We start from the raw sequence: 19,017 nt of genomic DNA, 5'->3' as shown, positions 1-19,017 counted from the left end.
GGCCCCTCCTGGGCGGGCTGGCGGTCACGGTGCGATCCGATCCTGCCATCTTCAGAAGGGCGGGGGTCCGTCCGAGCCGAAGGGGAACGCTGTCCCGCCCGTCGGGCCGGGATCCCGCGGCGGCTTGCGGCGCTGCTGGACGCCCCACGGGTCGGCAGGATCGACGGTCGCCCGCGATCCGCGGGAGGGGGCGTCGGTGGCGCGGCTGGGAGCACCATCATTCCTGGGACGCTCGACGCCGTCGCCTCCCCCGGGGCGCACGCCAGCGCCACCGCCATGACCTCGAGTCCCATGCCCGGAGTCGTCTTCCCCGGACTCGCCGCGTCCTCCACCCCGGCCTCCGGGATCCATACTCCCGGCCTCCTTGCCGCCGGGGTCCTTGCCCCCGGGGTCGCCACCCCCGGGATCCCTGCCCCCGGGGTCCCCGCCTCCGGGGTCATCGCCGCCGCCGGGGTCCTGACCTTCGGGAGTGGGCGGGTCGTCGGGATCGTCGTCGTCTGGGGGGATCGGTCGGCCGAAGTGGCGGCAGTCTTGACCGCAGAGCACGCCCTGGTGGTCCTGGTAGTGGTCCATCAGGTGCTTGACGGTCATCGTGCCGATCAGATCGACATCATCGATCACATCCCGGATCACGTGATGCCCCTGGCGACTCCCGATCAGCCACCGCGTCCGCCCCGGACGCGTCACCCCGTCCGGTCCGAGCTGGGCAGGCTGGATCCGGACAGGGTCGAGGACCCCGTCGGTCTTCTCCTGATGATGGAACCGGCACAACCAGTGCAGGTTCTCCAGATCCGTCACCCCACCAGCGAGGAACTCCTCGATGTGATCGCACTCCGACCCCAGCGACACCGGACGCCCACACCCCGGCACCGCGCACTGCGACCCCCGCAGACGCAGATGCTCCCGCATCGCCGCCGTCGGCCGGTACGTCACCGCCGGAAGCTTCACGAACGCCCCACTGACCGGATCGGTCAGCACCCGGTACCAGTCCTCCTCCCCCGCCGCCAGCGTCCGCGCGAGGTCTGCCGGGACCGGCACCATCCCATCCAGCATCCCCGGCGCCTCACTCACCCCCAACAACGACAGGATCGGCACGGTCACGGTGATCCGGAACCGGTCCGCCGGCACCTCCACCCCATCCGTATCCACCTGTCCACGGGTCGCGAGGAGGAACCGCAGGGTCGCCAGGGACATCGGCCGCTGATCCTCCCGCACCGTCCCATCCGGATCCCAGGGAACCTCCCCACCCGTAGCCAGGGCCGCGCGCTGCTGGGCCTGGACCGCCCGCGCCGCCACATCCAGACGCCGCGCCGCGGAGTACACCTCGGGCGTCGGCCCGGTCAGGGTCATGCACGACATGCCCCCACCGACCTCCTGCACCCGCACACCCCGCTCCACCGGCGCCGGTGCCTCGTCCGCTTCCTGCAGGGACTCCGCCCACGTCACCAGGGCCCGCAGGTTCCGGGCGAAGGACTCCGCGATGATCCGCAGGTCCCAGCCCGCGACGACCTCGTCGATACCCCGCTGGAACTGCCCGCGCAGCTTCCTCGTCCACCGCAGCATGTCCTGGAACCACGACGCGGGGAACCTCGCCTCTTCCAGACGCGTCAGGCATGCCGGGAAGTTCACCACCGCCCGATGCCCATCATCGATCTCCCGCGCCGCGCGCGGTGCTTTGACCCGCAGCGCCTCCGCCGCGATCAACGCATGACAATCCCCGCCCGACTCCGGGCCCTCACCCGGGTCGTCCCACAGCATGCTCAACGCCGCGTACTTCCGCGCCAGCCACGGCCCTTCCTCCACCGCGATGTCCCACACCGCCACCGCCACCGCCGACAGGACCGGCTCCTGCCCCACCCCTGCACGACCGGGCAGCGCCTCCCGCGACACCGCCCGGCGCACCGGGCCCCGCACCATCGACGCCGGCACCCGCGCCACGAAATCTCCCACGGCTTTCGGCGCCGCAGCAGCCCCACGCCGCTCACCCCGGGCCCCGCTCCCCGCAGCATCCGCCCCCGAGGCCCCAGCGGACCGCGCACGACCCCGAGCATCAGCACCGGAACCCGAGCCCGGGCCCGAACCGGGGCCGGGGCGCGAGCCAGGGCCCGGCCCGGATGCCCCGGAGACCTGATCCTGCGACATCCCGACCACCCCCTCCCCGGACTCGGCGACAGCCCCACCGCCGCCCGCTTCGATTGCCTGTTCGAAACCCAGCCTACACCCCGAAGCCGCATTACCGAAGGGTCGCCACGACATCTGTGGAAAAAGATGCCCCGCTCCTCCTCCCCCACACCGCTCGACACTCGACCACTACTCCCACCTGGTCCACCACAGCCCCCTCACCTCCGCCACGAGATTCCGCGCGCCGCACATCATTCCTCCCCACGGCGCCGTTATCCACAATTTCACAAAAGGTCTTGACAGCACCGCCAGCAGCGGTCGAAAACCATTCTGACGCGGTCGCCGCAGACCTCTTGACGCCGGGAGCCCTCCCGCCGCACACTTAGAAAGTCGCACTTTCCAGTCGCCGGGCCCGAGGAGCCATGCCATGCCCAGTTCGACGTCCCGCATCCCATTCCCCCGTCCCGGCCGCCGGCGGCCCCGCACATCGGCCGACCCGACGGCCCGCCATCCGCAGCGGACGGCCCGCCGTCCGCAGCGCCTCCGGCAACCCCAGCGCCCCCACCGGCCGCCGACGCTCACCCACGCCCCGGGCGGGGACCTCGTCGTCTTCCACATCGGCATGACCATCCGCGCGCGGCACCGGCCCGACCTCTGGGGGCCGGTGTTCCTGGCGATGCCGCCGATGATCGCCGAGCTCAGCCGCAACCGGGACGCCGCCGCCCGCGGCGAGGCCGAGGACCTCGGCTTCCTGCACGCCGAGACGCTGATCGGGAAGGACGGCCCGTGGGTCGTGCAGTACTGGCGCAGCGTGGAGCAGCTCTATGCCTATGCGACCGATCCGGACCACGCGCATCTGCCGGCGTGGAAGCGGTTCAACGCCGCCGCGCGGAAGCATCCCGGGGCCGTCGGGGTATGGCACGAGACCTACGTCGTGCCCGCCTCCGGGATCGAGTCGGTCTACGTGGGCGGGGCCGCGGTGGGCCTGGCCCGCGCCGTGGGGACCGTTCCGGTGGCCGCCCGCGGGAAGGCAGCCCGGGAGCGGCTGGCCTCGGCCGGCGGTCCGGCCGACGTCACGCCGCGATGAACCGCCTGGTCAGCAGGCGGGCGATGCCCGGGACGCCGAGGGCTCGGCGCCCGAGCTGCTGCATGCGCAGCTGAGCTGCGGTGGCGGGGATGAACGCGGAGGCGCTGCGCCGGCCCGAGCTCTGCGCCCGCTCGACGACCGGCCGGAACCGGCGCTCGTACTCCGCGAGACCCGCGCCGATGTGCGGTCCGCTCGCCCGCAGGGAGCGGCCCAGCGCCTCGGCGCCGGCGATCGCGAGCGAGGCGCCCTGTCCGGCGAGGAGGGAGACGGCGTGGGCCGCGTCGCCGGCGAGGACGAGGCGGCCCGTGCTCCACCGCGGTGCGGCGCTCTGGGCGACCAGGTCGTCGTAGAAGGTCTCGGGGCACAGCGGCAGCACCGCGTCGATCAGCGGGTGCAGTCCCTGGTAGGTGCGCTGCAGCCGGTCCCGGTCGGGCACCGGGCGGGAGACGTCGCGGCGATCGGTCCGCTCGGCGAGGAACAGCGCGATGCGCCGCGCATCGCAGGCATACAGCCCGCCGATGCGGCCGACGGTGTCGGTCATCAGCGCCCAGTCGCCCAGCTCCGCGGCGAGCCGCGGCGCCTCCAGCAGGAAGCTCGTGGCGCGGAAGCCCATCGGGATCACCGCGGCGTGCTGCGGGGCCACGGCGGCGCGCACCGCCGAGCGGACGCCGTCGCAGCCGACGACGAGGTCGGCGCCGAGGACCCCGCCGTCCGCGAGGACCACCTCCGCGCGGTCCGCCCCGGCGTCCCGCACCGCGTCGACGCGCGCGCCGTACCGGATCCGGGCGCCGCCCGGGAGGCAGGACAGCAGGGCCTGCTCGATCTCCGGCCGGAGGATCGAGAAGCAGCGGCCGCCGGCGGCCTCCACCAGGGACGCGGCGTCGAGGCGACCGGTGGGGGTGCCATCGGCCGCCTCGTACCGCACGCCCCGCAGCAGGCGGCCGCGGGAGCGCAGCGCGGGCAGCACCCCGATCCTCTCCGCCGCGTCGAAGCCGGGCCCGAACAGGTCGATCATGGAGCCGCCGCCGCGCGGGCCCGGCGCGGCCTCCAGCACCGTGACGCGGTGATGCGCGGCGAGCTCGTGGGCGACGGCGAGGCCGCTCACGCCCGCTCCGACGACGAGGATCTCCATCGGCCCCTCCTCAGGGCTCCACGAGACCGGACCGATAGGCGATGACGGCGGCCTGCGTGCGGTCGCGGGCGCCGAGCTTGCGGAGGATCGCCGCCACGTGGGTGCGGATCGTCTCGACGCCCAGCTGCAGGCGGTCCGCGATCTCGGCATTGCTGAGCCCCTCGGCGAGCAGGGCGAGGACCTCCGACTCGCGGGCGGTGAGCTCCGGCCCGTCGGGGCGGGCGCGGCGCGGTCGCGGGCGCAGCAGGGCGCGGGCGTGCTCGGGCAGCAGCAGGCTGTCGCTGGAGGCGACGGTGCGCACCGCCTGCACGATCTCCTCCGCGCGGGCGCGCTTGAGCAGGAAGCCCGCGGCGCCGGCCGCGAGCGCCTCCTGCACGTACTGGTCGTGCTCGAAGGTGGTCACCACCAGCACCCGCGGCCGATGCGGCAGGCGCAGCGCGAGCTCCGTCGCGCGGATCCCGTCGACCCCCGGCATGCGCACGTCCATGCAGATGACATCGGGCTCCTCGCGGCGGGCCGCGGCGAGGGCCTCGGCGCCGTCGGCGGCCTCCCCGACGACCTCGATGCCGTCCTCGGAGTCGAGGATCATGCGCAGGCCCTGGCGCACCAGCGGCTCGTCATCGGCCAGCAGCACACGGATCGAGGTCATGGCTCCTCCTGGAGGATCGGGAGACGGACGCGGGCCCTCCAGCGGCCGGCCTCGGCACCGGCCTCGAGCTCGCCGCCGAAGAGGGCGCAGCGCTCGGACAGGCCCGGCAGGCCGTGGCCGCCGCGGCGGGGCATCCGGTCCTCGACGGCAGGGTCCGCATCGGCCGCATCGGCCGCATCGGCCGCATCGGCGAGAGGGTTGCTGACCTCGAGATGCAGCACGGATCCGACGGGGCCGAGGCGGAGCTCCACGGGGCCGGGGCCGCCGTGGCGGTGGGCGTTGGCCAGCAGCTCGGCGAGGATCCGCACCAGGTGCTCGCCCTGCACGGCCGGGAGGTCGGGCGGGACGTCGACCTGGGCGTGCAGGTCCATGCCGGCGCGGCGATGCTCGGCCAGGACCGCCTCGAGGCGGCGGCGGTGCTGGCCGGAGGGCTCTGCGCCGCCGGACGGCGCGTCCTCGCGGAGGGCGGCGAGCATGCCGTCCAGCTCCTCGAGGGCACGGCGGGCGGTGTCCTCGATGCGGGCCAGGGCCTCCTCCGCGGAGGCGGGGTCCCGCGTGATGACGTGCCGGCCCGCGGCGGCCTGCAGGGAGACGACGGTGAGCGCATGGCCGATGCCGTCGTGCAGGTCCCGGGCGATGCGGGTGCGGGCGGCCTCCTGCGCGCTGCGGGCCAGGGCCAGGGCCAGGCGGTCCTGCGCGGTGGGGCCCAGCAGCACCGGGGCCAGGCGGGCGGCGAGCGCGCCGAGCGGCCACCAGATGACCAGGACGAGCACCGCCAGGAGCACCGCCCCGATCCCTGCCGCGGCCCGGCCCAGCGGATCGGCGGGCAGCGGGAGGAAGGAGCCGGCGCCTCCGCGCAGGACGTCCACGATCACGACGGTCGAGGCGGGCAGCGCCATCGTCAGGCCGGCGGCGAGGACCGCCCCGGACAGCAGGTGCACCTGCACGAAGGCGATGCTGCGCAGCCGGTGGGCGGGGCTCGGCCGGGCGGGCACGACGAGGTCCTCCTCGACGCCGAGCATGGTGCGGGCGGCGGCGACCTCGATCTCCCGCACGCCCGGGACCAGGCCCACCAGCCCGCCCAGCAGCGCGCTGCCCAGCACCATCGGGGCGAAGCCGCGCACCCGCAGCTCGGGCGGGACGAACAGCGCGACGAGCAGGGCGGCGGCGGTGCAGATGGCCGCTCCGGCCATCAGCCACGCCACGCGCCCTCCCGGCCGGCTGCCTCTCATCCCGCCATCCTCGCCGATGCGGCGGGCACGGGGCGAGAGCCGGCCGATGCGGCGCGGCGGTGGGCGACGTAGCCGGCGACCGCGAGGGCCAGGGACGGACCCCAGATCCAGCAGGGGAAGACCAGGGCGAGGGCGAGGCCGCGCATCGGGCCGATCCCGGTGCCGACGCCGGACAGCACCACCGGCACGGCGGCGAAGCACAGCAGCGCGGCGACCGTGAATCCGGGGATCGCGGCGAGCGCCACGGGCACGGGGCGCCCGCCCACCGCGGGGAACCAGCGGGGGAAGACCTCGCCCCAGGGGCGGATCAGGCCGATGGTCAGCAGCGTTCCCAGCCAGCATCCGCCGGACAGGGCGAGGCCCCACACCCGGGTGGCGGGATCGGCGGTGGCCATCTCCCCGCCGAACAGCGGCCACGGGGTCAGCCAGGTGAGCCGGGCGAGGGCGTAGGGCAGGGGGCCGCAGGCGGCGACGATCGTCCAGAGGCGACGGCGGCGGCGCAGGGCCTCGCCGATCCGGCCGGCCGCCGGGGTGCCCGCGAGGGCCAGCAGGCCGATCCCGGTCCAGATCGCGCCGGTGCCCACGAACAGCGCCGTCGAGGCCAGCGGCACCAGCTCCCGGGCGAGGGCCGGGAGCAGGACGGCGGCCAGGTGGCCGAGCACCGTGCGGCCGGCGACGAGCCCGACGACGATCGCGGCGAGCACGGGGACCCCGACCGCCCAGCGGGCCGTGCCGCCGCGGCGGATCAGCGCCGCGGCCGATGCCACGACCAGCACGGGCACGGTGAAGGCGACCATGTAGCCGGTGTGCGAGAGGGTCGCCATGGAGCCGAAGGCGAGGCCGGGCACCACGATGGCGAGGGCGGCGCCGCCCAGCAGGAGCCCGCGCGGGGCGGTGCCGCGGGCCCGGGCGGCGGCGGCCGCGGCGAGGCAGAGCAGGGCGGCGAGCAGCTGCGCGCCGTGCATCGGCCCCGCCCCCAGCAGGGCGACCAGCGGGGGCGGGGTGGCCATGGTGGCCAGGGGCGAGGTGCCCGGGGCGAGCAGCCAGATCAGGGCGGTGAGGGCGCCGAGGGTCCCGGCGAGGATCGCGGCGAGCAGGAGGCGGTTCAGGGGCGGTGAGATGTCCATGCCTCGAGCCTGCGGCGCGGCGCGCACGGTGCCCTCCCCCGCGCGGGGGAACCGCCTCCCCCGCGGGACGCGGCGCGGATCAGCCCAGGCGGATGTCGTTGCCGGGGCCCAGCGGCAGGTCGACGAAGAAGAACACCGCGAGGATCACCGTCCACACCAGCCAGAAGGGCACCACGAAGGGCAGCATGCGGGCGAACAGGGTGCCCAGGCCGGCCGCGGGCTCGTACCGGCGCAGCATGCCCAGCAGCACCACCATGTACGGGTTCATCGGCGTGATGATCTGGGTGGCGGAGTCCCCGACGCGGAAGGCCGCCTGGGTGAAGGCCGGCTCGTAGCCCAGCAGCGCGAACAGGGGCACGAACACCGCGGCCATGATCGTCCACATGCCCGAGCCGGAGATGATGAACAGGTTCAGGCCGCTGGCCAGCAGGATGAACCCGAGGATCGCCCCGAAGCCGGTCAGGCCGATGGCCTCGAGGCCCGCCGCGCCGGTCACCGCGATCCAGGAGCCGATGCCGGACCAGTTGAACAGGGCGATGAAGTTGCCCAGGACGAAGGCCAGCACGAGGAACGGGAGCATCTCGCGGATCGCCGCCGTCATCATCTCCACCGCGTCGCGGGTCGAGCGCAGGGTGCCGACCACGGCCCCGTACACCGCCCCGAGCACGACGAAGTAGGAGAACACCAGGAACACGATCGAGCTCAGCAGCGGGGACCGGGGCAGGAAGCCGCCCTCCTCGTTGCGCCACGGCGACTCCGGCAGCAGCGCGGCGACGAGGACCAGCGCGGTGAGCGCGACCCCGGCGAGGACGGCGGCCAGCAGTCCCTTCCGCTCGGCGGGGTCGAGGGCGGCGCGCATCTGCCGGGCCGATCCGGAGCTCGCGGCGGGGTCGCCCTCGTCCGCGGTCTCCTCCCGGGGCACGCCCTGGCGGATCAGCCGCGGCTCGATCACCCGGTCGATGATGACGCCGGCGAGGACACCCAGCACGAGCGAGGAGGCGATGTTGAAGAACCAGTTCGAGACGGGGTTCACGGCCGTCGCCCCGAGCCCGGAGAAGGTCTCGATGGCCGAGGTGGTGATCCCCGCGAAGAGCGCGTCCAGGCTGGTGGGGAAGATGTTCGTGGAGTACCCGGCGCCGGCGGCCGCGAAGCCGCCCAGCAGTCCGGCCACCGGATGGCGGCCGGCGGCCTGGAACACCAGCGCCGCCAGCGGGGGCACCACCACGAACGCGGAGTCCGCCATGATCGAGGAGATCACCCCGACGCAGCCCACCACGTAGGGCAGCAGCCAGCCCGGGGATCTGCCGAACAGGAAGCGGATCCCCGCGGCGAGCAGTCCCGAGTGCTGGGCGATCCCGATGCCCAGCAGGATCGGCATCACGGTGATCAGCGGCGGGAACCCCATGTAGTTCTCGCCGAGGCTCGTGGTGAGCCAGGCCATCCCCTCCCCGGTGAACAGCCCCTTGATGACGGTGGGCTCCTCGGAGCCCGGCACCTCGACGGACACGCCCGCGACGGCCATGGCGGTCGAGACGATGCCGGTGATCAGGAACAGGATGAGGAACAGCATGAACGGCTCGGGCAGCTTGTTGCCCGCCCGTTCGATGCCGCTGAGGAGGCGGTCGGTCAGGCCGTGCGGGGCGGCGGGTGCAGTGCTCACGGGGACTCCCGGGGGACGGTGGGGCGGGGCGGGCGGGGTGAGGAGGTCGGGCGGGGCGAGGAGGTCAGTCGAAGTAGGAGGGCACGTCGATGGCGCCGCCGGCCTCGGCGAACTCGGCGGCGACGGCCTCGAGGAGGGCGGGGTCGTGCAGGGCGTCCAGGACGGTCGCGGCCAGGCCGTAGGCGCCGTCGGCCGCGGCCTCGCGGGCGGCGTCGGAGACGGCGGCGGCCGCGAACTCCCGGGTGTGCAGGGCCATGTCCCCGGGGGCGATCCGGATGACGGGGTGGATGCCGGGGATCCGGAAGGACACGTTGCCGAAGTCGGTGGAGGCGGCGAGGGTCTCGGAGACCACGCCGCGGGGCAGCGGGTCGCGGCCGCGGCGGCGCTGGGCCAGCACCCAGCGGCCGGTGAGGGCCTCGTTGGTGCGCACCGGCAGGGACGGCGGCTGCTCGTCCCAGGCGATGGTGACGCCGCAGCCGGCCATCAGGGCCGCGCCGCGCGCGACGTCCTCGACCCGCCGGGAGAGGTCCCGCAGGGTCGAGGGGGCCAGGGAGCGGACGTACAGGTCCAGCCTGGCCTCGTCGGGGATCACGCTCGCGCGGTCCCCGCCCTCGCGGATCACGGCGTGCACGCGGTCCGAGGGCGGGGTCTGCTGCCGCATGAGGCCGATGCCCTGGTACATGAGGCTCGCCGCGTCCAGCGCGTTGCGGCCCATGAAGGGCTGGGCGGAGGCGTGGGCGGTGTGGCCGTGGAAGGTGACGGTGAGGGTGCGGCGGCCCAGCCAGGCCTGGTCGGCGAGGTCGTGGCCGTAGGGGTGGGCCATCACGGCGGCGTCCAGGCCGTCGAAGGCGCCCTGGCGCGCCATGTGCTCCTTGCCGGTGTGGCCCTCCTCCGCCGGGGTCCCGAGGAAGACGACGGTGCCGGGAACCGCCGAAGGATCCTCGCGGGCGAGCTCGGCCAGGGCCAGGAAGGCTCCCAGGCCCATCACGGCGATGACGTTGTGGCCGCAGCCGTGGCCGACCACCGGCAGGGCGTCGTACTCGGAGAGGATCGCGAGGGTGGGGCCGTCGCCCGCACCGCGGATCTCGGCGCGGACGGCCGTCTCCAGGCCGTGGACGCCGAGCCGGGCGGGGATGCCGTGGGCCTCGAGGACGTCGGCGATCGCGCGGGCCGAGCGGTGCTCCTGGAAGGCCGTCTCCGGGTGGGCGGCGAGGTCGAGCATGAGGGCGACCATCTCGGCGTGGTCGGTCTCGACCCGGGCCTCGAGGCGCTCGTGCAGCGCCTCTGCGGCCCCGGCGAAGTCCGAGCCGGGGTGGACGGCGGTGCGCCGGGCGAGGGCGGTCGCGGCGGCCAGCTCGTCGAGATAGGCGGTGGAGATGGGCGCGTGCTCGGAGGCGGGACGCGCGGCGGCGGGCGGGGCGGGGGACGCGGTGGCATCGGGCATGGATCGAGGCTAGCGCGGCACCGTCCCCCGCCCCGTGAACCCCGCGAGGTCCGTCCTGCGGACCAGAATGTGTCCGAGGGATGAACCGGCCGCCATCTGGGGACATAATCCTGGGACCCCGCATGTCCACGTCCCGGAAGGTCTCCCCCATGAGCGAGAGCTCCCCCGCAGCCCCCGGCGGGAGGAAGAGCGCGAACCGCGGCGCCTTCTCCGGCCGCTCCGCCTTCATCTTCGCCGCCATCGGCTCCGCCGTGGGCCTCGGCAACATCTGGCGCTTCCCCGCGGTCGCCTACGACAACGGCGGCGGCGCGTTCATCCTGCCCTACCTCGTCGCGCTGCTCACCGCCGGCGTCCCGCTGCTCTTCCTCGACTACGCGATCGGCCACCGCTGGCGCGGCTCGGCCCCGCTGGCCTGGCGCCGCTTCCGCCGCTGGGCCGAGTTCATCGGCTGGTGGCAGGTGCTGATCTGCGTGATCATCGCGGTCTACTACGCGCTGATCATCGCGTGGGCGATGAACTACACCGTCTTCTCCGTCGACACGCGCTGGGGCGACGACCCGGCCGCGTTCTTCGGCAGCTTCACCCAGGCCCTCGGCGGCGGAGATGTCACCATCGCCTTCGACTACGTGGGCCCGGTGCTGCTGACCGTGGCCCTGGTGTGGATCGCGACGCTCGTGGTGATGACCCTCGGCGTGCAGAACGGCGTGGCCCGCACGGCGATGATCTTCATCCCCCTGCTCGTGGTCATGTTCATCATCCTGGTGGTCCGGGCGATGCTGCTGCCCGGCGCCTTCACCGGCCTGGACGCCTTCTTCCGCCCCAACTGGGCCGCGCTGCTGAACCCCGGGGTGTGGGTCGCCGCCTACGGGCAGATCTTCTTCTCCCTCTCGGTGGCCTTCGGCATCATGCTCACCTACGCCTCCTACCTGAAGAAGAAGACGGACCTCACCGGCTCCGGCCTGGTCGTCGGCTTCTCCAACTCCGCGTTCGAGCTGCTCGCCGGCATCGGCGTGTTCTCGGCGCTGGGATTCATGGCCCAGGCCCAGGGCGTCGAGGTCAAGGACGTCGTCGACGCCGGCATCGGCCTGGCGTTCATCGCCTTCCCCGCGATCATCGGCGAGGCGCCCGGCGGCGCGCTGATCGGCGTGCTGTTCTTCGGCTCGCTGGTGCTGGCGGGCTTCACCTCGCTGATCTCGATCGTCGAGGTCGTGGTGGCCGCCTTCCAGGACAAGTTCGGCCTCTCCCGCGTGGCGGCGACCCTCGGCGTCGGCATCCCGCTGACGCTCGTGTCCACCATCCTGTTCCCCACCACCATGGGCCTGGGGCTGCTGGACACCCTGGACAACTGGGTCAACCAGTACGGGATCGTCGGGGCGGCGCTCGTGTCCACCATCGCGGTCACCTACGTGGCCCGCGGCCTGCCCACCCTGCGCGACCATCTCAACGCCAAGGGCAGCTTCCCCATCGGCCGCTGGTGGTACCTGTGCGTGGGCCTGATCGCCCCGCTGGTGCTGGGGATCTCCCTCGCGCTGACCACGAAGGACCTGCTCACCGCCGAGACGACCTACTCGGACTACCCGGCGTGGTTCGTGTTCGTCTTCGGCTGGCTGATGGCGATGGCGCTGCTGGGCGTCGGCATCGTGCTCTCGCTGCTGCCCTGGCCCTCCCGCTCCCACCTGCAGCAGCTGGACTCCGACGGCGACGAGGTCGCCCCGGAGGCCCAGCCGGGCCGCAGCCTGGACGCCGAGCCCGCGCAGCACGTCACCGCCGGCACCCCGCACGCCCTGCGCTCGTCCTGACCGGCCCGACCCACCCGAAGGAGGACCCCATGTCCGCACCCGCCATCGTCATGATGCTCGTCGCCGTCGCCACCGTGTGGGGCGGCCTGGCCGCCGCGATCGTCAACCTGCTGCGCCACCCGGAGGAGCTGGACTGACGCCCAGCAGGCCCGGGATCGCGTAGCACGCCGCGATCGCCAGGGCCGATGCCGCGACCACGAGCACGTCGAGCGCCGTGATCCGCAGGTGCGCCAGGCGCAGCCGGCGCCCCTGCGGATTCGCGGCCGCATACGTGAAGCCGCGGGTCTCGAGCGCCTCCACCGTGGTGCGCACCGTCCCGGCGACGTTGAGCATGATCGGCGAGAACGCCGTCACCGCGAGCGTGCACCACTGCAGGATCACCCGCCAGCCCAGGATCCCGGGCCGCGGCGGCGGGGCGTGGCGCAGGCGCTGCCCCTCGAACACGGTCACGTACTCGTCCACGAGGATCGGCAGCATCCGGTAGCCATAGCTGACGCCGAAGGCCAGCAGCTCCGGGGCGCGCAGCGACAGCAGCGCATCGGACAGCTTCTCCGGGTCCAGGGACACGAAGGCCGCCATCGAGGCCATCGACACGGCGCCGAGCTTGAGGTTCAGCTCCGCGAGGGCGGCCAGCGTGCCCAGGTCGCCGCCGAAGAACAGCGAGGCGACCAGCAGGCCGAGCACGTTGCCGAGCAGGCCGACCAGGAACAGCCCCAGCACCAGCGGACCGACCCGGGCCAGCACCACGCCGATCGCCCCCAGCACGAACAGGCCGATCAGGACGGCGGTGTCGTGCGTGAACCAGGGCGCCAGCGCCAGCAGCACGTACCAGGCCAGCACGGCCCGCGGGTCCATCCGGGAGAACAGCCCGCCGCGGGTGGAGTAGGCGGTGCGCAGCAGCTCCAGGCGCACCCACTCCACGCTCAGCACATCATGGGTCCGGCGGGTCATCGGGCCTCCTCGGGCACACGGTCCAGCAGGGTGTCGAGGGCGGGGTCGAGGGCGGCGCGCACCTCCGCCGCGGTCAGCGGCAGCGGGTCCAGGCCCAGCGCGAGGCCGATGCGGGCGGCCTGCGGCGGGGTCAGCCGGGCGCGCCGCGTCAGCTCGGGGCGCGAGAACAGCTCCCGCGGGGTGAGATCCGCGATCACCGCGCCGCGGTCCAGGACGATCACCCGGCTCGCCCAGGAGGCGACGAGGTCCATGTCGTGGGTGGCCACGACCGCGCAGCGCACCGTGCCGGCCAGGGACGCGAGCATGCCGGTGACGTCGTCGCGGGAGCGGATGTCCAGGCTCGACGTCGGCTCGTCCAGCAGCAGCAGGCGGGGCCGCATCGCCAGGCCGATCCCGATCGTCGCCCGCCGCTGCTGCCCGCCGGAGAGGGAGCGCCCGTCGCGCTCGGCGAGCTGCTGCAGGCCCACCCGTTCCAGCACCTCCTCGACGAGCTCCGCGGCATCGGGCAGGCGCCGGCCCGTGGGGAACAGGGCCACGTCCGCGCGCACGCTCTCGCGCAGGAACATGCGGCCGGGATGCTGGTACAGGTAGGAGACGTGGTCGGCCAGGCGCGCGGCGGAGCGGCTGCGGGTGTCGATCCCGTCGACCGTGACCGTGCCGCGGCGCGGGACCATCAGCCCCGTCAGCAGCTTCATGAGCGTCGACTTGCCGGCGCCGTTGGTGCCGACCAGGGCGATCCGCTCCCCCGCATGCAGGTCCAGGTCCAGGTCCTCGAGCACGACCTGGAGCCCGCCGGAGACCGAGCGGTAGCCGTGGTGGATGCCGCGCAGGGAGGCGACGACCTCCGCGGGGCGCGGCCGATGGGCCGCTGGGGCGGCATCGGCCGCCTCCGCCTCGCGCGGGGGCGAGGGCGGAGGGGACGGCGGCTCGGGTCGCCGGCGGGGTCGCAGGACGCGGGCGGCGGAGTCGGCGTCCAGGGCCAGCTGCTCCTGTCCGAGGTGCGCGGTCAGGGCCACGGCGTCCGGGGCGGGCACGCCGTGCGCCTCGAGGTCGGCGTGGCGGGCCATGGCCTCGCGCACCGGCAGGTGCCAGACGGGGGCGCCCTCGGCCATCAGCACGACGGAGCGGGCGAACTCGGCGACGAACTCCGCATGGTGCTCGATGGTGATCACCGTGATGCCCCGCTCGCGGTTCAGCTGCGCGAGCCGGCGGTAGATCTCGCGGGCCCGGGCCGGGTCGAGCTCGGCGACCGGCTCGTCGACGACGATCACGGAGGGCCGCATGGCCAGCACGGAGGCGAGGGCCACCAGGTGCGCCTGCCCGCCGGAGAGCTGCCAGACGAAGGACTGCGCCAGATGGGCGATGCCCAGCTGCTCGAGGGCCTCGTCGGTGCGCTCGCGGTGGTCCGCGTGCCCGAAGTTCAGCGGCCCGAAGGAGACCTCGTCGCGGACGGTGGGCCGCACCAGCTGGTCGGTGAAGTCCTGGTAGACGTAGCCGACGCGGCTGGAGAGCTCCGCGACGTCCGATTCCCAGGTGTCCAGGCCGTCCACGTGGACGGCGCCGGCGAAGTCGCCGTTCCAGTAGTGCGGGATCAGCCCGTTGAAGGTCTTGCACAGGGTCGTCTTGGCGGAGCCGTTCCCGCCGACCACCGCCACGAAGTCGCCGCGCTCGATGGTGAGGTCGACGTTGCGCAGGGTGTCGCGCTGCGCTCCGGGGTAGCGGAAGGACAGGTCCCGGACGACGATCACGGGATCGACGGGTCCGTCCGCCGCGTCGGTCGCGGCGGGCAGGGAGGCGGGGGCGCTCATCGGTCGTCCGTGGTCGCGGCGGAGCGCGAGAGGCGGAACAGGAGGATCGCCACGACCAGCACGAGGGCGATCGCCGCGACGGAGACCAGCACGAACCAGTTCCCGAAGCGGTCCAGGAAGTCCGGCTCCCAGGAGCCCGCGGAGAGGTCGAAGGCCTCCAGGAAGGCGAAGCCGAAGGAGCCGACCGACAGCACCAGCGCCGCGGCGAGGAACAGCGGGGTGCGCGGGGCGGAGCCCGGGATCGGCTCCCCCGGCACGCGCGGGCGCATGCCCATCAGCGGCTCGATCCTGCCGTGCAGCGAGGGGATCAGCCACATCGCCGGGATCGCCCCCAGCAGCACGCCGCTCATGAGCACGTCCACGCCCAGGCCGATCGCCTCGAGCGCGAGCATCGACTGGGGAAGGCCCTGGACCAGCTCGGCGTCCTCGACGCCGATCCAGACCTTCGACAGGTCCACCACCGCGGAGAGGATCTTGTCGATGAGCACGACGACGATCGCGCCGACGGCGATCTGCACCCGGCTGCGCGGGTTGCGGATCAGCGAGCCGGCGATGTACACCGCCAGGAACATCTGCAGGTAGCCCTCGACCTCGGCGAGGCCCGAGAAGTCGCCCATCAGCAGGTCGGTGAACACGATCTCGCCCAGCGGGGCGCCGAGCGCCGCCCAGAACGGGGAGAACAGGGCCGCGATCGTCAGCGGGACGAACACCATGTAGGAGACGGAGACGTCCACGGGGCCGATGGAGGGGTCCGGGATGATCTCCAGGATGATGTTGGAGAGCCCGAACAGGGACATCGACAGCACGAAGACCATGAGCTTCTGGGAGGTGGTCAGCTCCGCGGTGCGGATGCCGTCCACGGCGCCGCGCAGGCGGCCGCGGCGGACGTCCGGATCGGCGGGGGCCGTGGTGGACGGGGTGGTGGGAGGCGTGGCAGGGGGCGTGGTGGTCATGTCGGCTCCAGGGTCGAGGAGAGGGGTCAGAGGGTCGCGGGCACGAGGGAGAGGCGGTCGGCGAGCAGGCCGATGACATCGGCCGGGGAGTCCAGGACGTGGTCGGCGATGCCGTCGGCGAGGGCGCGGGCCAGCACCGGCTCGGGATCCTTGCCGCCGCGCAGCAGGCAGACGGTGCCGATCCCGGCGCCGCGCGCGCCGGCGCCGTCGTTGAGGGCCTTGTCCCCCACGTGCAAGACATCGGCCGGATCGACGTCCAGGCCCGCGAGGGCCGCGGCGAAGATGCCGCGGCCGGGCTTGCGCACCCCGACCTCGTCGGAGTACGCCGCCGGGCCGATGAGGCCGCCGATGCCGTAGCCGTCCAGCGTCTCGCGCACGCTGCGGCCCGAGATCGTGTTCGAGACGATCCCGAGGGGGACGCGGTGCGCGGCGGCGAAGCGGATCAGCTCGAGCGCTCCCGCGCGGGGACGCATGGTCCCCTTGGCGCGGTGCAGCAGCGCGGACAGCTCGCGGGCCTCGAGCCGCAGCGCCGGGCGCAGCGGCCCGGGCAGGCCGCGCCCGATGAGGTCGCCCCACAGCTCCTCGGGGGCGATCTCCGCCTCGGGGGCGGCGCGCTTGCGCGCGCGCAGACGCCCCCAGCCGGCGGCGACGGCGGCGGCCGCGACCTCGGCGTCCAGCGCGTGACCGCAGCGGGCGGCGAGGTCGGCGAGCGCCGCCCCGACCTCCGCGTCGCGCGAGGGATCGGGGGTCGAGGTGGTGATGACGCCGCCGTGGTCCAGCAGGAGCGCCGGGCGGCGCGGCCGGTCGCGGGCCTCCGGGGCCGGGTCGCGGGGCGGGATCGGCGCGGCGGCGGGGGCGGCGGCGCGGGGGCGGTCGGGCAGGCGGCGCAGCTCGGCGAGGAGGCCCTCGGGGGTCTCGAGCACGAGGTCGGGGGCGGCGTCCACGGCGAAGGGGGTGCGGTCGGTGCGGCGGTCGCGGGTGATGATCACGCGGCCCGCGCCGGCGCGGCGCCCGGCGACCACGTCGCGGTCCAGGGTGTCCCCCACGTACCAGGAATCCTCCGGGGCGACGCCCAGGGCCTCGAGCGCGCGGTGGATCATGCCGGGGTGCGGCTTGCGGATGCCGACCTCGTCGGAGTAGACCTGCACGCCGATGTGCGCGTCCAGCCCCGTGGCCCGCAGCACCTCGCGGTGCGCGAGGCCGGAGTGGGCGTTGGAGACCACGCCCAGGGCGATGCCGCGGGAGCGGGCGTGCTCGAGCAGCTCCGGCACCCCGGGGCGGACGTGGTGGTCGGCGACGGCGAGGGTCTTGGCCCGCAGCAGGCGCTGCGCGTCCAGCCCGGCGGCGGCCCGGACCGGATCGGGAAGATCCGCGAGCAGGAAGTCCTCGACGATCTCGCGGGGGTCGAGCTCCCGCGGCGCGCGGCGACGGGAGGCGGCGTCCTTCCACAGCGACAGCGCCGCGCGGCCCGCCCGCAGGGACGCCTCGGCGCGGCGGGGGTCGAGCTCTTGCCCGGCGGTGCCCGCGATCTCGACGACGCGCCGGGCGAGCACGGGCGCCCAGTCGGCGCGCGCGGCGGTGGAGACGAGCACCCCGCCGAAGTCGAGGAGCAGGGCACGGGGCGCGGTGGAGGTCATGCCCGGGACGCTACGCAGGCCGTCCCGTGGCCGGATGAACAGCGCGTGAACCGATGCGCACGATGGGGCCACAACCTCTGCAGATCTGCACATGCGCAGGTCGGCGCGCATTCCCGGGTGCTAGGAACGAGGCATGGGACATCCATCGGGCCGGCCCACCCTCGCCGATGTCGCGCGGGCGGCCGGGGTCTCGGCCTCCGCCGCCTCGCTGGTGCTGCGCGGCCGGCCGGGGGCGGGCGAGCGGACGCGGCGTCGCGTGCTGGCGGCCGCGCGGGCGGTCGGCTATCGCGCGCCGCGGCCGGCGCTGCCCGCCGGCGGCCTGCTCGGGGTGATCGCCACCGACCTCGCCAACGCGTACCACACGGACGTCATCGCGGGCATCGAGCGGTACGCCGAGGCCGAGGGCACCGGGGTGGTGATCGCGCAGGGGCGGCGCGACCCCGACCAGCTGGAGCGGCAGCTCGCGCGGATGCTGGGCCTCGGGGTCGACGGGGTCGTCGTCGCCTCGACCTGGCTGGGCCCGGCGGCGCTGTCGGCGGCCGCGGCCGTGGTGCCGGTGGCGGTGATCGGCCGGCTGCAGGAGCCCGTCCCGGGCGTCGACACCGTGCACTGCGACGACGAGACGGGCGCGGCCCTCGCCGTGCGGCACCTGGTCGAGCACGGCCACCGGCAGCTGGTGCATGTCACCGCGTCCTCCCGGCCCGGCCCCGCCGCGCGGCGGGCCGGCTTCGCGGCGGAGGCCGCCCGGTGGGGGCTGGCCGATCGGATCGAGGTGATCGGTCCGGCCGATGGTCCGCGGCTGGACGAGCAGCTGCGCGACCTGCTGCGGAGGGTCGCGGCCGGCCGCTCGCCGGCCCCGACCGCCGTGTTCGCCGCCAACGACGTCGCCGCCGTGCGGGTGCTGCACCGTGCGGCCGAGGCCGGGGTCCCCGTGCCCGGGCGGCTCAGCGTGGTCGGCTACGACAGCTCCCACCTGGCGCTGACCGTGCGGCCGCATCTGACGAGCGTGCACCAGCCGCGCGAGGAGATGGGCCGCCTGGCCGCGCAGATGATCCGGGAGCGCCTCGGCGGCCGCGTCCGCGACGCGGCGCTGCGGGTCGCCCCCGTCCTGCGCGAGCGCGACTCGACGGCTGCGGCGCCACGACCTGCAGTGTGACGTACACCCGCCTGCCGCCCCGCCAGCTCGCGGCGGCCCCGGTTCTCGGGTACTCTCGTGAGCGCTCCATGAGCATTGGAGGATTCGCCTAGCGGCCTATGGCGCACGCCTGGAACGCGTGTTGGGTTCACGCCCTCGGGGGTTCAAATCCCCCATCCTCCGCCAGAGAACGGCCCCTGACCTGCAGGTTCACCTGCAGATCAGGGGCCGTTCCGCATGCCCGGGCCGATGCTGCGCCTCGCCGCCCCTCCGTCACCAGAG

At 74.5% G+C, this 19,017-nt stretch carries 15 protein-coding genes and 1 tRNA gene; 5 read left to right on the top strand and 11 right to left on the bottom strand.

Going from position 1 to position 19,017, the window contains the following annotated elements:
• Nucleotides 1–51: 51 nt before the first annotated feature.
• The gene (locus BF93_RS20240) at nucleotides 52–1,950 is read right to left on the bottom strand and encodes an HNH endonuclease signature motif containing protein (protein WP_156954176.1); all 1,899 of its coding nucleotides are present in this window, start codon (nucleotides 1,948–1,950) and stop codon (nucleotides 52–54) included.
• 598 nt (nucleotides 1,951–2,548) lie between these two features.
• Between BF93_RS20240 and BF93_RS15880 the strand changes: the two genes are divergently transcribed.
• Entirely contained in the window at nucleotides 2,549–3,208 is a 660-nt protein-coding gene (locus tag BF93_RS15880; protein WP_084148626.1) for a DUF4188 domain-containing protein, read from the top strand.
• Here BF93_RS15880 and BF93_RS15875 read toward each other — a convergent pair.
• The 6 genes from BF93_RS15875 to BF93_RS15850 form a co-directional block, all read right to left on the bottom strand.
• Nucleotides 3,195–4,340, bottom strand: coding sequence for an FAD-dependent oxidoreductase (locus BF93_RS15875; RefSeq protein ID WP_038373975.1), 1,146 nt, complete (start codon nucleotides 4,338–4,340; stop codon nucleotides 3,195–3,197). The genes BF93_RS15880 and BF93_RS15875 overlap by 14 nt on opposite strands.
• Before the next feature lie 10 nt (nucleotides 4,341–4,350).
• Nucleotides 4,351–4,989: a response regulator transcription factor gene (locus BF93_RS15870; protein ID WP_038373974.1), complete on the bottom strand. Its 639-nt coding sequence runs from the start codon at nucleotides 4,987–4,989 to the stop codon at nucleotides 4,351–4,353.
• A complete protein-coding gene (locus tag BF93_RS15865) occupies nucleotides 4,986–6,221 on the bottom strand; it encodes a sensor histidine kinase (RefSeq protein WP_038373972.1) in 1,236 nt (411 codons plus the stop codon). The genes BF93_RS15870 and BF93_RS15865 overlap by 4 nt, the downstream gene beginning before the upstream one ends.
• Entirely contained in the window at nucleotides 6,218–7,348 is a 1,131-nt protein-coding gene (locus BF93_RS19870; protein WP_038373971.1) for a hypothetical protein, read from the bottom strand. Before BF93_RS19870 ends, BF93_RS15865 begins: the two co-directional genes overlap by 4 nt.
• Nucleotides 7,349–7,427: 79 nt before the next feature.
• Nucleotides 7,428–9,008: an AbgT family transporter gene (locus BF93_RS15855; RefSeq protein ID WP_038373970.1), complete on the bottom strand. Its 1,581-nt coding sequence runs from the start codon at nucleotides 9,006–9,008 to the stop codon at nucleotides 7,428–7,430.
• Nucleotides 9,009–9,072: 64 nt separating this feature from the next.
• Nucleotides 9,073–10,452, bottom strand: a complete 1,380-nt coding sequence (locus BF93_RS15850) for a M20 family metallopeptidase (RefSeq protein WP_084148625.1) — start codon at nucleotides 10,450–10,452, stop codon at nucleotides 9,073–9,075.
• A gap of 149 nt (nucleotides 10,453–10,601) precedes the next feature.
• Between BF93_RS15850 and BF93_RS15845 the strand changes: the two genes are divergently transcribed.
• Entirely contained in the window at nucleotides 10,602–12,251 is a 1,650-nt protein-coding gene (locus BF93_RS15845) for a sodium-dependent transporter (RefSeq protein ID WP_038373968.1), read from the top strand.
• Nucleotides 12,252–12,280: 29 nt separating this feature from the next.
• A complete protein-coding gene (locus BF93_RS19410; RefSeq protein ID WP_084148624.1) occupies nucleotides 12,281–12,388 on the top strand; it encodes a methionine/alanine import family NSS transporter small subunit in 108 nt (35 codons plus the stop codon).
• Here BF93_RS19410 and BF93_RS15840 read toward each other — a convergent pair.
• From BF93_RS15840 to BF93_RS15825, 4 genes are read right to left on the bottom strand one after another with little or no spacing between them, the layout of a single operon-like run.
• Entirely contained in the window at nucleotides 12,354–13,202 is an 849-nt protein-coding gene (locus BF93_RS15840; RefSeq protein ID WP_051487081.1) for an energy-coupling factor transporter transmembrane component T family protein, read from the bottom strand. The genes BF93_RS19410 and BF93_RS15840 overlap by 35 nt on opposite strands.
• Entirely contained in the window at nucleotides 13,199–15,010 is a 1,812-nt protein-coding gene (locus BF93_RS15835; RefSeq protein ID WP_051487080.1) for an ABC transporter ATP-binding protein, read from the bottom strand. The genes BF93_RS15840 and BF93_RS15835 overlap by 4 nt, the downstream gene beginning before the upstream one ends.
• A complete protein-coding gene (locus BF93_RS15830) occupies nucleotides 15,007–15,963 on the bottom strand; it encodes a DUF8171 family membrane protein (RefSeq protein ID WP_051487079.1) in 957 nt (318 codons plus the stop codon). The genes BF93_RS15835 and BF93_RS15830 overlap by 4 nt, the downstream gene beginning before the upstream one ends.
• 26 nt (nucleotides 15,964–15,989) lie before the next feature.
• A complete protein-coding gene (locus BF93_RS15825) occupies nucleotides 15,990–17,600 on the bottom strand; it encodes an HAD-IIIA family hydrolase (RefSeq protein ID WP_038373967.1) in 1,611 nt (536 codons plus the stop codon).
• A 133-nt stretch (nucleotides 17,601–17,733) separates the two neighbouring features.
• Here BF93_RS15825 and BF93_RS15820 point away from each other — a divergent pair, with 133 nt between their 5' ends.
• Nucleotides 17,734–18,756 (top strand): substrate-binding domain-containing protein, encoded by a 1,023-nt coding sequence (locus BF93_RS15820; protein ID WP_038373966.1) that lies wholly within the window; start codon nucleotides 17,734–17,736, stop codon nucleotides 18,754–18,756.
• Between the two features lie 77 nt (nucleotides 18,757–18,833).
• A tRNA-Ser gene (locus BF93_RS15815) sits at nucleotides 18,834–18,921 on the top strand.
• The last annotated feature ends 96 nt before the right edge of the window (nucleotides 18,922–19,017 follow it).

This window comes from Brachybacterium phenoliresistens (assembly GCF_000576425.1).
Taxonomy (GTDB): Bacteria; Actinomycetota; Actinomycetes; order Actinomycetales; family Dermabacteraceae; genus Brachybacterium; species Brachybacterium phenoliresistens.
This window is presented reverse-complemented; position numbering and strand designations above follow the sequence as displayed.